The organism is Bradyrhizobium sp. LTSP885 (assembly GCF_000938305.1).
In the GTDB taxonomy this organism is placed as follows: domain Bacteria; phylum Pseudomonadota; class Alphaproteobacteria; order Rhizobiales; family Xanthobacteraceae; genus Bradyrhizobium.
Genome location: NZ_JYMT01000031.1, coordinates 261,902 through 275,122 on the forward strand (window position 1 = coordinate 261,902; position 13,221 = coordinate 275,122).

Sequence of the window (13,221 nt, forward strand, 5' to 3'; positions counted from 1 at the left end):
GACGGAGGGGGGCGTATTCCATCGAAAGGTACCAAAGGGAGCGAGCAAGGCGCTCGCCCCCCGGAAAGCGCCGTCGGCGGGGGCGACTAATGCCGGCGACACTTCCCAACTCATATAGTTAGCCCTTGGCCAGCGGCACTGCCACAAAGCGCGACGAACCGCCGCTCTTCACGCGCATGAGAACGCTGTTCTTGTTGTCGGTCCGCGCCGCGGTGATCGCATCGCGCACCTCACCGGCGGTGGCGACGGTCTTGCCGGCGACCTCCAGGATCACGTCGCCCTCCTTGAAGCCCCGCTCGGCGGCGGCACTCTTCGGATCGACTTCGGTCACGACCACGCCTTCCTTGCCGGCGCCTGCCACGCTGTTGGCAGGAGCAACGGTGAGGCCGAGCTTCGGCACGTCGGTACCGCGGCTCGAATTGCCCTTGTCGGCGTTGTCGGTGTCAGCCTTGGCTTCCAGAGTGTTCGGCAGCTGGCCGAGCGTGATGTTGACGACCTTGTCCTCGCCCTTGTGCAACACGTTCAGCTTGACCGCATTGCCGGGGGCCAGGCCACCGATGGTGCGGGCGAGTTCGCGCGCATCCTTGACCTGCTCGCCGTTGACGGCGGTGATGACGTCACCGGACTCGATGCCGGCCTTGGCCGCGGGCCCGTTGGCCTGCGGTTCGGCAACCAGCGCGCCTTCGGCCTTCTTCATGCCGAGACTGTCGGCGATGTCGGAGGTGACCGGCTGGATCTGAACGCCGATCCAGCCGCGGCTGACCGAGCCCTTGTCCTTCAGCTGGGCGACGACGCTCTTCACGGTCGAGGCGGGAATCGAGAACGCGATGCCGACGCTGCCGCCGGACGGCGAGTAGATCGCGGTGTTGACGCCCATCACCTCACCCGACATGTCGAACGCCGGGCCGCCCGAATTGCCCTTGTTCACGGGCGCATCGATCTGGATGAAGTCGTCGTACGGACCGTTGCCGATGTCGCGGCCGGAGGCCGACACGATTCCGGCCGTCACGGTGCCGCCGAGACCGAAGGGATTGCCCACCGCCAGCACCCAGTCGCCGACGCGCGGCTTGGTGTCCGAGAGCTTGGCGAACTGGAAGTTGGAGCCACCTTCGACCTTGATCAGCGCGACGTCGGTCCGCGGGTCGGTGCCGATCACCTTGGCCGAATAGGTCTTGCCGTCATCGGTCGTGACTTCGACCTTGTCGGCGCCATCAACGACATGGTTGTTGGTTACGGCAAAGCCGTCAGGCGAGATGAAGAAGCCGGAGCCCTGGCCGGTGACCACACCACCGCCACGCGGTCCGCCACGCATTCCCGGGGGCATCCCATCCGGACCGCCGAAGCGGCGGAAGAAACGCTCCATCGGCGAACCTGGCTGGAACGGCGAATCGTCATTGTTGTTGTTAGCGCTGTCGTCCTTGGCGACCTTCTCGCGAATGTTGACCTTCACCGAGATCACCGACGGCTTCACGCGCTCAACGATGTCGGCAAAGCCGATCGGCTGCTGGATCTTTTTGACCTCGGTGTTGACCTGCGCATGCGCCGGGGTCGCGAACAGGTCGGCGGGATCGTGCGAAGGGCTGAGGCCATAGCCGGCAACGCCGAGGCCGGCGACGACGGACGCCATCAGCGCGAACTTGCGGGCGGAGAACAGTGCGCGCTTCGGCGCCTTGTAGGACGGGAAGGATGAGAGGTCGGGACGGTCGGTCATTTCTTGAAATCTCCAAGGCCAGAATCTCGGTGCGGGGGCAGGCACCTGATGCGCCTGAACATGGGGTCAGCAGCCTTACGGCGCGCTGGCTGCGGAATTAAACTTTGGTAATTAAGCCGGCCAAAAGTGCGGCAGAATAGCGCAGGCAAATGAAGGGCTTAGACGGGGCTAAATCGGCCTGTTCGGAGGTATTTCGTCGTTCAGGAGCCGTTCCAGGCGGGACTCCTCGTCGGCAGTCAGCGCGAGGTCAGTATCGCCGCCGGCTTTCGCCGCATTTGCCCTGCGCCGGCTGGTGCGCCACAGCGCAAATCCGCCGCCGAACAGCGCAAGCGGCGGGATCAGCCATAGCAGCAGCGTATGCGGGTTGAAGCGCGGCTTCAGCAGCACGAATTCGCCGTAGCGCGCCACCAGGAAATCCATCACCTGTCCGTCGCTGTCGCCGGCCGCAATGCGTTCGCGCACGAGAAGCCGGAGATCGCGCGCCAGCGGTGCTTCGGAATCGTCGATCGACTGGTTCTGGCAGACCATGCAGCGCAGCTCTCCGGACAGATCGCGCGCCCTCGCCTCCTTTGCGGGGTCGGCCATGATCTCGTCGGGTTGCACCGCATAGGCCGGTGCTGCGCCGATCATCAGGACCGCCGCAAGCACGCCGATGACAGTGCGCCGTAGCGGCATCACTCGGCCGCCTGCAACGCGCGCACCGCCTTGGCCGGCTTCGGCGCGCCGACCCGCAAGCGGCGGTCGGACAGCGACAGCAGGCCACCAAAGGCCATCAGCACGGGTCCCCACCAGATCAGCAGCACCAGCGGCTTGTGATAGATCCGCACTGCAATCGCGCCGTCGGCCGCGGTGTCGCCGAGCGAGATGTAGAGCTGGCTCGCACCGCGCGTCAGCAACGCCGCTTCCGTCGTTGACGAGCCACGTGTCGTGAAGTTGCGCTTCGACGGCGTCATGAGGCTCAGCTTCTCACCGTCGAGGCTGACGGTGAACTGTGCAATCATCTCGCGGAAATTCGGTCCCTGGCGCTGCGTCATGCCGTCGAGCCGCAACTGGTAGCCGGCGATCGCGGCGACATCGTCCGGCTTCATCGTGCCGATATATTCGCTGTTCCACGTCGTCTCGCAGACGATTCCGATCAGCGCGATGCCAACGCCGGCATGCGCGAACGCGGTACCCCAGGTCGCGCGCGGCAGTCCCCGAGCGCGGCGCCATGAGATCGACAGCGGAATACGGAACAACCCGACGCGCTCGGCGAGATCGCACAGCACACCAACGATCACGAACACCGCAAGCCCGATCGCGAGCGGCGCCAGCGTCGCGCCGCCATAGGTCCACGCCCAGACCAGGGCGATCGCGACCAGCGCTGCGATGCCGGCTGCCACCAGCCGCTGCGCCGCGCCGAGCAGGTCGCCGCGTTTCCAGGCCAGCAGCGGCCCAAACGGCACCGCAATCATCAGCGGCATGAACAGCGGCGCAAAAGTGAGATTGAAGAACGGTGCACCGACCGAAATCTTCTCACCGGTGACGACCTCCAGCGCCAGCGGATACAGCGTGCCGATGAACACGGTCGCGCACGCCGTGGTGAGGAAGAGATTGTTCAGGACCAGCGCCCCCTCACGCGAGATCGGCGCGAACAATCCGCCCTGCTTCAGTGCCGATGCCCGCCAGGCAAAGAGCGTGAGGCTGCCGCCGATGAAGATACAGAGGATCAGCAGGATGAAGACGCCGCGCGTCGGATCGGTCGCGAATGCGTGGACCGATGTCAGCACGCCCGAGCGCACCAGGAAGGTGCCGAGCAGCGACAGCGAGAAGGTCAAGATCGACAGCAGGATGGTCCAGACCTTCAGCGCGTTGCGCTTCTCCATCACCAGCGCCGAGTGCAGCAGCGCCGTGCCGGCAAGCCACGGCATCAGCGAGGCGTTCTCGACCGGATCCCAGAACCACCAGCCGCCCCAGCCGAGCTCGTAATAGGCCCAGTAGGACCCCATCGCGATGCCAAGCGTCAGGAAGATCCAGGCGACCAGCGTCCATGGCCGCACCCAACGCGCCCAGGCGGCATCGATCCGGCCTTCGAGCAGGGCTGCGACCGCAAACGAGAACGAGATCGAGAAGCCGACATAGCCGAGATAGAGCATCGGCGGATGAACCGCGAGACCGATGTCCTGCAGCACCGGGTTGAGATCACGCCCCTCGATCGGCGGATTGGCGATGCGCAGGAATGGATTCGAGGTGATCAGGATGAAGAGATAGAAGGCGCTCGCGATCCAGGCCTGCACCGCCAGCACATGCGCGCGCAGCGACAGCGGCAGATTGTTGCCGAAGGCCGCGACGAGGCCGCCGAACAGCGCCAGGATCGACACCCACAGCAGCATCGATCCCTCGTGATTGCCCCACACGCCGGTGATCTTGTAGATCAGCGGCTTGAGCGAATGCGAGTTCTCGTAGACGTTGACGACCGAAAAGTCGGAGGTGACGTGCAGCGTCACCAGCGCAATGAAGGAGACGCCGACAAACAGCAACTGGGCGAGCGCCGCCGAGCGCGCGACGTTCATCAGCGCGACATCGCGCCAGCGCGCGCCGAGCAGCGGCACCGTGGACTGGATCAGCGCCAGGGCGAGCGCGAGCACGAGGGCATAATGTCCGCTTTCCGCGATCACCTGATGGCTCCCTGTGTGGACGGCGGCACCGCCGCGGCGGTCGGCATATTGCTTGATTTGGCGCCGTAGTCGTCCTTCCAATGGCCCTGTTTCTTCAGGGCATCGGCGACATCCTTCGGCATATAGGTTTCGTCATGCTTGGCAAGGACGGTGTCGGCGCGGAACACGCCGGAGGCATCGAGCGCACCTTCCGCGATGACGCCCTGCCCTTCGCGGAACAAATCCGGCAGGATGCCCTTGTAAGCGACCGGCAACGCCGCCCCGCCGTCGCCAACAGTGAAAGTCACCGCGAGATTGTCGCCGCGCTTCAGCGAACCCGTCTCCACCAGGCCGCCGAGGCGGAAGCGTCTGCCCGGGCCGATATGCTTCTCGGCGACCATCGACGGTGTCGAGAAGAACACGATGGAATCGCGCAGCCCGTTCAGTACCAGCCCCGCCGCAATGGCGAGCACCGCGAGCGCGCAGCCGATCAACGTCAAACGCCGTTGCTTCCTGGTCATGATCCATCCCTGCGCATGACGTTCTCCGAAAATCGCTGCTTACTTTTCGGCGTCATGCGTTATCCATCCAACCCGAGATTCTTCAGCCCCTCATTGAGCTGACGCAACCGCTCCGCATCATTGGCGACCGCCTGCCTTGCATCCGCAAGCGCGCTCATCGCCTTGTCGCGATCGCCCATCACGAGATAGGCGCGGACCAGCCGCAGCCAGCCCTCGACATCGTCGCCATTCTGCTTCAGCCGGGTTGCCAGCCGGTCGACCATGCCGCGGATCATCGTGCTGCGATCCGCCTCGCTCATGTCCTTGGCCGCAGCCATCGCACCCTGGGGCAGCGCCGGGGCGCTGACGCCCCCGGGGGCGCTGACGCCGCCGACCCGCACCAGGGCCGCCTGCACCATCGGCCGCCACGGCGCGTCGGACGGCGCCTTCGCCAACATCCCCTGCCAGATCGCCGCGGCGTCAGCCTTGCGGCCGTCCTGCTCGGCGGCGAGGCCGAGGAAATAATTGGCCTTGGCGTCGTCGGCCTCTAGCGCGACCGCGCGCTCGAACTCCGACTTGGCTTCCGCCGTGACAACACCACCGGTCGCTCCCATCAGCGCTTCACCCAAGTCGGCGCGGCGGTCGGCGCTGTCTCCGGCATAGATGATGGCATTGCGGTAGGCGCGAACCGCTTCATCGTAGCGACCGAGGCGCGACAGCACCGGGGCGAGCACCGTCCAGCCGCGGCCATCGGTCGGATTCTTTTCCAGGTGAGCCTCAACTTGCGCCACCAGATTGGCCAGCGGCTGGTTAGCGTCGGCGGCCCGGCTGCGTTCGGACAGCGGAAAATCGCCGAGTTGCGGCGAACCGAGCGCGAGATAGACACCGGCCGCGATGACCGGCAACCCGACTAGGGCCAGGGTCGCGGCCGTCCGCCGCAGCTTGAGATTGCTTTGAACTGGAGCTTCGCTCTGGCTTTGGTCTGAGGCGGCGAGCAGCCGACGGCTGATCTCGACCCGTGCGGCCGCCGCCTCGGCAACGCCGATGATGCCGCCGGCCATGTCGCGGTCGATTTCGGCGAGCTGGTCCCGGTAGACCACGGCCTCATTGCCGCCAAGACTGGCTCCAAGACTGGCCTGTCGGGCGCGGCTGAGCGGCCACAGCACGGCAAAGATCGCCGCGACCGTCATCAGCGCGAACACAAACCACAGCGTCATCAAGCGGTTCCCGGGCGGAACGGCGGCTTCCGGCAAACCGCCTTAGAATCGCTTTACACTACTGGCGGCGAGCCCGGCAATTGACAATCGCTGGATCGGCAGCGGGTGCTCGCCGCAGGGGTTTCCACCGGGTCTCCGGGATCGAAAACGCTCAGCTCGCCCGGGTCGATTTGCGCTCGCCAGTCATGGCGTTCTCGACCGCGCGGTTCATCAGCGAGGCATAATCATGCCCGAACAGCACCTCGCAGAAGCGGATCGCGGCCTTGACCTGCTGCTGGCGGAAGGCAAGCACCCGCGCTTCCCCGCCGCGCAGCGACTGCACCAGTCCCTCGGTCGACTGCTCGACATAGTGCTGGAGGTCGGAATAGGTCCGCAGCGTCACCTCGTTGATGGCCAGTTCGCTGGCATAGGTGCGGCATACCGCGACGAAATCGATCAACGCGGCGGCGTCCTCGACCTCGGACATATCGATCTTGGCGCCCGTGCCAATGTCCTTGTCGGCACGCTGGCGCAGGATGCGGCGGACCCGGCCGGGCACGCTGTCGATCTCAGACTGAAGCGCGTTGGAGGTATCGGCGCGGATCGAGGTGAGCTGGCGGCCCCAGGTGGAATCGTTGCGCAGATCAAGCTCGGTGCGCAAGCCGCGGACACCATCGTGCAGGGTCTTGAGCTGCTCGCCGACATATTCGAAATGACCGCGCCTGATGTCGGTTCGCAAGCAGGCGGCGACAAAGGACAGATCGTGCAGCGCGATCGTGACGGCGACACCATAAGGCGTGGCCGCAACCCGCAACTCGTCGTCGGAGGCCGCCATCTTGATGGCCAGGCGAACGATCTGCCATGGCGCGACCAGCCGCTGCGCGATCAACGACAGCGCAAACGGCAGCAATTGCGGCGTCTGCAGCGAAGGAACCTTGAGCGCCTCGGTGACGGACGCGATCTGGGCGTCGGCGAACACCCGTACCTGGGCCGGCAGGCGGCTCCCCAGCGTCTCCAGCGCATCACGCGTCTGCAAAACCAGGCCGATCGGCAAGAGGTCCTCGACGACGCTGGGCTGGCCGACACGCGACAACGCACGCTGGCGGTCGTCGCCTTGGACCGGCGCCGCGATCTTGACGATGGCTACCGCGGCGGCGAGTTGGAACTTGCGGGTCGCCGCCTCCGCCGAACTGTCTTCCGATGCGGTGGCAAGCACGGCCTGGAACTCGCGGGCCGCTTCAGGCGCGCCCTCGCGGGCCAGCCACTGCCAGACCGGCAGCAGCGAGGCCCGCCGGATCTGACCCGCTCGCGTCGGAAAATTGGTCTCGGCGAGGAACGGCTCGAGCGGCCGGAACAAGAGCCGCGCTGGGTCATCGGTGCGCGGCCGTGTTTCCTCGTCCTCTTCGGCGCCGCGAACGATCTTGCGCAGTTGCTCAAGCACCAGATTGGCGACGGCGGCGTCTTCGCCGCGCTCGATGGCGCGTTCGAACTCCCGCATCAGCAACGCCTGCGACTGCGGCGGAAGCTGCGCGAGATAATCCCTCAACCGCTCGATCGAACTCTGGCTCATGCGTCAAGTGATGAATCGTTGGTGCGCGCGCCCCGCGGACCGCCGCAGCCCGTCCGCTTCGGATCATAGAAGCCGGCGCGTTAAGAACCCGTTTAGGAATAATGACGGCCCCGAGACAGGGGGCTGTGCCAGGTCCACACGGCCTATACTCCCGGCAGCACGAGCTCGGCCCGCAAACCGCCGATCGGCGCGTTCCGCAGCGTCAGGTTGCCGCCATAGAGGCCCGCGAGGTCGGTCACGATCGACAGGCCGAGCCCCGAGCCGGGCTTTGATTCGTCGAGCCGCTGGCCGCGCCGCGAGACCTGGGCGCGCTCGGCTTCGGACAGGCCGCGTCCATCATCGTCGACCACGATACGCAGCCTGGGCCCGGCGCCCGGCTGCTCCGGCGACTCGACGAGCACCTCGATGAACACCTGCGAGACCGCCCATTTGCAGGCATTGTCGACGAGGTTGCCGACCATCTCCTCCAGATCCTGCCGCTCACCGCGGAACCGCGCCGCCGGATCGGCCTTGGCCTCGATCGAGATGGCGCGGTCGCGATGGATCTTCTCCATGGTCCGGCGCAGCGCCTCGATCACAGGAGCGACCTCGGTGATGGTGCTGACGATGGTGACGCGGGCCGCTATCCGGGCGCGCTCCAGATGATGGGCGACCTGGTCCCGCATCACATCGGCCTGCTCCAGCACCTTGTTGGCGAAGGGATCGGCGGCATGTGCGGCTGCCTCGTTCACGATCACCGACAGCGGCGTCTTGATCGCGTGGGCGAGATTGCCGACATGGGTGCGCGAGCGCTCGACGATTTCCCGGTTGGCATCGATCAGCGCGTTGGTCTCGCGCGCGAGCGGCGCGATCTCGACCGGAAACTGGCCTTCCAGCCGCTCGGCGCGGCCGGACCGGATGTCGGCGATCGCGTCCGAGATACGCTTCAGCGGCGCGAGGCCGTAGCGGACCTGAAAGATCGTGGTCAGCAGCAATACGATACCGAGCGCCGCGAAAGTGCCGCCGAGATAATAGTCGAAGCTGCGTGTCTCATCGAATATCTCGGTGGCATCGCCGGCGACGCTGACCAGGAACTTGCCGTCGGCGCCGAGATCGACCGGCCGCTCCACGATGCGCAGGCTCTGGCCTTCAGGGCCGTCGACATAGCCGAGACGAACGCCGGCGGCGGTCAATTCCGCGCCGTGCTCCTCGAGTTTCGGCAGCTTCTTGTCCCACAGCGAGCGCGAGGCACGGGTTTCGCCCTTTTCGGTGTCGGTGCGGGTGATCTGCCAGTACCAGCCGGACAGCGGCAGGTCGAACAGCGGCTCGCCGAGCGACTGGAACTGGCGGTCCGGCGGCTCGTCCGGAGTGGCGACTTCGGCGATCAGGGTGCGCAGATAGAGGTTGAGACGGCGATCGAAGGCGCGCTCGGTCGCGTCGCGGTAGACCGACGACAGAATGACGCCGGTGATCGCCAGGATCACCACCACCCAGGCGGTCGCCGACACGAACAGGCGGGTCGCAAGCGAGCTTCCGCGCATCAGGGCACGAGAATCATGTCAGCAGGCCTCGACATGGCGAATCCAGTCCTCAAGAGCGTTTTCGAGCGAAGTGGATACCGGTTCGCGTCAAGAAAACGCGTCAAAACAAGAAACAGGAATCTATAGCCCCGTTCCGATTCCATCGGAACGGGGCTATAGAGGCCGGATCGTGCCGATGCCGAGGCGCCGATCAAGCGCCGGACGGCGGCGCCAGCATGTAGCCCAGGCCCCGCACGGTCTGGATGATATCCACTTCCAGCTTCTTGCGGATGCGGCCGACGAACACCTCGATCGTGTTGGAGTCGCGATCAAAGTCCTGGTCGTAAAGGTGCTCGACCAGCTCGGTGCGCGAAACCACCCGACCGGTATGGTGCATCAGATAGTCGAGCAGATTGTATTCGTGCGAGGTCAGCTTGATCGGGTTGCCATTGACCGTGACGCGCTTGGTGCGCGTGTTCAATGCCACCGGCCCGCAGACCAGTTCGACCTGGGCGTGCCCGGTCGAGCGGCGCAGCAGCGCGCGGATCCGCGCCAGCACCTCCTCGAGGTGGAATGGCTTTGCCACATAATCGTCGGCGCCGGCGTCAAAGCCCTGGACCTTGTCGCTCCAGCGGTCGCGGGCGGTGAGAATCAGCACCGGCATCGCCCGCTTGTTCCGCCGCCAGGCCTCCAGCACCGAGATGCCGTCCATCTTCGGCAGGCCGATATCCAGCACAACCGCGTCATAGGGCTCGCTGTCGCCGAGGAAATGCCCCTCCTCGCCGTCGAACGCGCGATCGACCACATAGCCAGCATCCGTCAGCGCCGTCGTAAGCTGGCGGTTCAGATCGGGATCATCCTCAACGACAAGCAGACGCACGTTGGCCTCCGGGAGTGAGTATTGCGATATTCGTCATCAAATGAGGCTTTCGGCGCTGAACGGGTTATGAACGGGCCAACAGGTGCAATGTTACTTTTTGGTCATTTCCCGGCTTGATAGCAGATTTGGAATAGCCCGGCACGCCGGATGGCGGCCTTGCGGTATTAACGATAACTACCGGATCGGACCGGCAAACCCTGCCTGGCGGGGGAACGTGAGTTGCTATCGGATCAGCTGTCGCCTACCCCTATCCATTATGACCCAAAGAATTTCCCGGATTGCGGGCTGGCTGGCACTCGCCTTTATCGCGTTTGTGACGCTGTCGCCGATCAACGACCGGCCGTCGATTGCCGGCGCGCAGCTTGAGCATTTCGCGGCCTTTGCGCTGCTGGGCTTGGCGCTGGTGCTTGGCTATCCCCGGCGCACGCTGGCGATCGTTGTGATTGTCGTCGGAAGCGCGTTCGCACTGGAAGCGCTGCAGCTGCTGACGCCGGATCGCCACGGCCGCCTGCTCGACGCGCTGGTGAAGGCCGTGGGCGGTGTTTGCGGCATCGGGGCCGGCAGGCTCGTCCTGGCGATTGTGCAGGATCAGATCGACCGCGCGAGGAAACTGCCGGGACAATCCGCCGGATAGTTAACCACGCAACGTCGACGATCCGCGTGCGTGAGTATTTCGAACATGCGTGAGCTTTTTGCATCGCGCGGATCAGATATTCGCCATAACGACAAACAGCGCTTGGCGTCGAAAAAACTGCAATGCTATGAAGGCTGCGAGAGCGCGGGCAACGCCGTCGCGTCACGCTCCGTCGCACAACGCAGAGACATCGCATGATCCTGGTCACCGGAGGCGCCGGCTATATCGGCTCACACGCTTGCGTCGCGCTGTTGTCGGCCGGTGAAGACGTCGTTGTCTTCGACAATTTCTCAAACAGCAGCCCGAAAGCACTCGAACGGGTACAGACGATCTGCGGCAAGTCGCTGACCGTGGTCGAGGGCGACGTGCGCGACCAGGCCGCGCTCGAAACGGCGCTGGCGCAGCATGGCTGCACCGCCGTGATGCATTTCGCAGGCCTGAAATCCGTGCAGGATTCGGTCGCCGATCCGCTCGAATATTACGACCAGAACGTGATCGGGTCGCACCGGCTGCTGCGCGCGATGCGGGCCACCGGCGTGCGCAAGATCGTGTTCAGCTCATCGGCGACCGTCTATGGCACGCCGCAGTTCCTGCCCTACACCGAAGAGCATCCGCTCCAGGCGGTCAATCCCTACGGCCGCACCAAGCTGATGATCGAGGAGATGCTGCGCGACCAATACGTCAGCGACAATAACTGGGCGATCGCGATCCTGCGTTACTTCAATCCGGTCGGTGCGCATGAAAGCGGCCTGATCGGCGAAGATCCGAAGGGTGTTCCCAACAATCTTGTCCCGTTCGTCGCCCAGGTCGCGATCGGGCGGCGCGAGCGGCTCAGCGTCTGGGGCAACGACTACGACACGCCCGACGGCACCGGCGTGCGGGACTACATCCATGTGATGGACCTTGCCGCGGGCCACGTATCCGCGCTGAAACTGCTCGACACGCCGCAATGTTTTGCGGTCAATCTCGGCACCGGCGCGGGCAGCAGCGTTCTCGACGTCATCAGCGCCTTCGAGGCCGCGAGCGGCAGGCCGGTCCCCTACGACGTCAAGCCCCGCCGCCCCGGCGACATCGACGCCTATTATGCCGCGACCGACTACGCATCGAAGCTGCTCGGATGGAAGGCGACCCGGTCGCTCGAGACGATGTGCGCCGACCACTGGCGCTGGCAGAGCAGCAATCCGAGCGGATACGCGTGAGACGCTTAACGAGATTGGGTCGTGACGCGATCCGGGTTGATCGCGTCACGACCAAACGATCTCACGCGCGCTGATAATCGTCCTCGATGCGGATGATGTCGTCCTCGCCAAAGTAACTGCCGGTCTGTACCTCGATCAGCTCAAGCTGGATCTTGCCGGGGTTCTCCAGCCGGTGCACCGCGCCGATCGGGATGTAGATCGATTCGTTCTCGTGTACGGTCTTGACCAGCTCGTTGACGGTCACCTGCGCGGTGCCGCGCACCACGATCCAGTGCTCGGAGCGGTGGTGATGCTTCTGCAGCGACAGCCGTCCGCCTGGCTTGACGATGATGCGCTTGACCTGGTGGCGGTCGCCATTGTCGACCGACTGGTAGGAGCCCCAGGGACGATGCACCTTGACGTGGCTCTCGGTGACTTCTGGCGCCGTCACCTTCAGTTTGGCGACCAGCCGCTTCAGTCCATTGGCGTCCTGCTGCCGCGACACCAGCACGGCGTCCTGGGTCGCCACCACGACGAGGTCGTCGACGCCTTCGAGCGCCACCAGCGCGCGGTCGGTCGTCACGTTGCAGTTGCGGGAATCCTCGAACACCGCGGCACCGCGCGCCGCATTGCCCTGGCTGTCCTTGTCCGAGAGTTCCCAGACCTGGCGCCATGAGCCGATGTCCGACCAGCCGCACGCCACCGGCACCACTGCCGCATGCGCCGTCTTCTCCATCACGGCATAATCGATCGAGATCGCTTTCGCCGCGGCAAAGGCCGCCGCATCGAGCTTGACGAAGCCGAGGTCGTGCCCGGCCTTCGCAACCGACTCTTCGACCGAGGCAATGCTATCCGCATCGACGTTGCGGTATTCGTCAAGCAGCATGGCGGCGCGGAACATGAAGTTGCCGCTGTTCCAGAGATAGCCGGCATCGATATAACTGGCCGCGGTCGCCGCATCCGGCTTCTCGACGAATTTTGCGACCGCGCGCACCTCACCGGCGACAACCTCGCCCGGATTGATATAGCCATATTCGGTGGCAGGCCGCTCCGGCTTGACGCCGAAGGTCACGATGCGGCCCGCTTCCGCGGCCACCAGTCCTGCGCGGCAGGCGGCCACGAAAGCATCGGTGTCGCGCACCAGATGATCGGCGGCGAGCGCCAGCACGATCGCATCCTGGTCGCGGCTTTGCGCGAACGCCGCACCGGCCGCGATCGCGGGACCTGAATCGCGCCGCATCGGCTCCAGGAGCACATCGGCCTCGCGGCCGATCTCGGCCAGTTGCTCCAGCACCATGAAGCGGTAGGCCTCGTTGGTGATCACGATCGGGCGCTCGAACACCGCCGCGTCCGAAACCCGCAGCAGCGTCTCCTGGAAGGTCGAGCGCGTCCCGAACAGCGACAGGAACTGCTTCGG

Annotated in this window: 11 protein-coding genes; 2 read left to right on the forward strand and 9 right to left on the reverse strand. The window is 65.1% G+C overall.

Annotated features, from left to right (window positions below; translation table 11 throughout):
• Positions 1 to 118: 118 nt before the first annotated feature.
• The 8 genes from UP09_RS19810 to UP09_RS19845 form a co-directional block, all read right to left on the reverse strand.
• Entirely contained in the window at positions 119 to 1,711 is a 1,593-nt protein-coding gene (locus UP09_RS19810) for a Do family serine endopeptidase (RefSeq protein WP_044539929.1), read from the reverse strand.
• A 168-nt stretch (positions 1,712 to 1,879) separates the two neighbouring features.
• Complete coding sequence (locus tag UP09_RS19815) at positions 1,880 to 2,386, reverse strand: cytochrome c-type biogenesis protein (RefSeq protein WP_044539930.1); 507 nt, start codon at positions 2,384 to 2,386, stop codon at positions 1,880 to 1,882.
• A complete protein-coding gene (locus UP09_RS19820; RefSeq protein WP_044539931.1) occupies positions 2,386 to 4,368 on the reverse strand; it encodes a heme lyase CcmF/NrfE family subunit in 1,983 nt (660 codons plus the stop codon). Before UP09_RS19820 ends, UP09_RS19815 begins: the two co-directional genes overlap by 1 nt.
• Complete coding sequence (gene ccmE / locus UP09_RS19825) at positions 4,365 to 4,868, reverse strand: cytochrome c maturation protein CcmE (RefSeq protein WP_044539932.1); 504 nt, start codon at positions 4,866 to 4,868, stop codon at positions 4,365 to 4,367. The genes UP09_RS19820 and ccmE overlap by 4 nt, the downstream gene beginning before the upstream one ends.
• A gap of 59 nt (positions 4,869 to 4,927) precedes the next feature.
• A complete protein-coding gene (gene ccmI / locus UP09_RS19830) occupies positions 4,928 to 6,064 on the reverse strand; it encodes a c-type cytochrome biogenesis protein CcmI (RefSeq protein WP_044539933.1) in 1,137 nt (378 codons plus the stop codon).
• 151 nt (positions 6,065 to 6,215) lie between these two features.
• Complete coding sequence (locus tag UP09_RS19835) at positions 6,216 to 7,613, reverse strand: hypothetical protein (RefSeq protein ID WP_044539934.1); 1,398 nt, start codon at positions 7,611 to 7,613, stop codon at positions 6,216 to 6,218.
• Positions 7,614 to 7,756: 143 nt separating this feature from the next.
• Positions 7,757 to 9,133: an ATP-binding protein gene (locus UP09_RS19840; protein ID WP_044539935.1), complete on the reverse strand. Its 1,377-nt coding sequence runs from the start codon at positions 9,131 to 9,133 to the stop codon at positions 7,757 to 7,759.
• 190 nt (positions 9,134 to 9,323) lie between these two features.
• Complete coding sequence (locus UP09_RS19845) at positions 9,324 to 9,992, reverse strand: response regulator transcription factor (RefSeq protein ID WP_044539936.1); 669 nt, start codon at positions 9,990 to 9,992, stop codon at positions 9,324 to 9,326.
• 256 nt (positions 9,993 to 10,248) lie between these two features.
• On the opposite strand from UP09_RS19845, the gene UP09_RS19850 reads away from it, so the two are divergent.
• Both UP09_RS19850 and galE read left to right on the forward strand, forming a co-directional pair.
• Entirely contained in the window at positions 10,249 to 10,626 is a 378-nt protein-coding gene (locus UP09_RS19850) for a VanZ family protein (protein ID WP_052833142.1), read from the forward strand.
• Positions 10,627 to 10,820: 194 nt separating this feature from the next.
• The gene (galE, locus tag UP09_RS19855; protein WP_044539937.1) at positions 10,821 to 11,825 is read left to right on the forward strand and encodes a UDP-glucose 4-epimerase GalE; all 1,005 of its coding nucleotides are present in this window, start codon (positions 10,821 to 10,823) and stop codon (positions 11,823 to 11,825) included.
• A 61-nt stretch (positions 11,826 to 11,886) separates the two neighbouring features.
• Here the strand turns inward: galE and UP09_RS19860 are convergent.
• The coding region (locus UP09_RS19860; protein WP_044539938.1) for a mannose-1-phosphate guanylyltransferase/mannose-6-phosphate isomerase at positions 11,887 to 13,221 on the reverse strand (1,335 nt) is incomplete at its 5' end.

Bases quoted from the DNA above. Each gene is read 5' to 3' on its own strand.
- UP09_RS19810 (WP_044539929.1), bottom strand. From the start codon at position 1,711: ATGACCGACCGTCCCGACCTCTCATCCTTCCCGTCCTACAAGGCGCCG.
- UP09_RS19815 (WP_044539930.1), bottom strand. From the start codon at position 2,386: ATGCCGCTACGGCGCACTGTCATCGGCGTGCTTGCGGCGGTCCTGATG.
- ccmE (WP_044539932.1), bottom strand. From the start codon at position 4,868: ATGACCAGGAAGCAACGGCGTTTGACGTTGATCGGCTGCGCGCTCGCG.
- ccmI (WP_044539933.1), bottom strand. From the start codon at position 6,064: ATGACGCTGTGGTTTGTGTTCGCGCTGATGACGGTCGCGGCGATCTTT.
- UP09_RS19835 (WP_044539934.1), bottom strand. From the start codon at position 7,613: ATGAGCCAGAGTTCGATCGAGCGGTTGAGGGATTATCTCGCGCAGCTT.
- UP09_RS19840 (WP_044539935.1), bottom strand. From the start codon at position 9,133: ATGCGCGGAAGCTCGCTTGCGACCCGCCTGTTCGTGTCGGCGACCGCC.
- UP09_RS19850 (WP_052833142.1), top strand. From the start codon at position 10,249: ATGACCCAAAGAATTTCCCGGATTGCGGGCTGGCTGGCACTCGCCTTT.
- galE (WP_044539937.1), top strand. From the start codon at position 10,821: ATGATCCTGGTCACCGGAGGCGCCGGCTATATCGGCTCACACGCTTGC.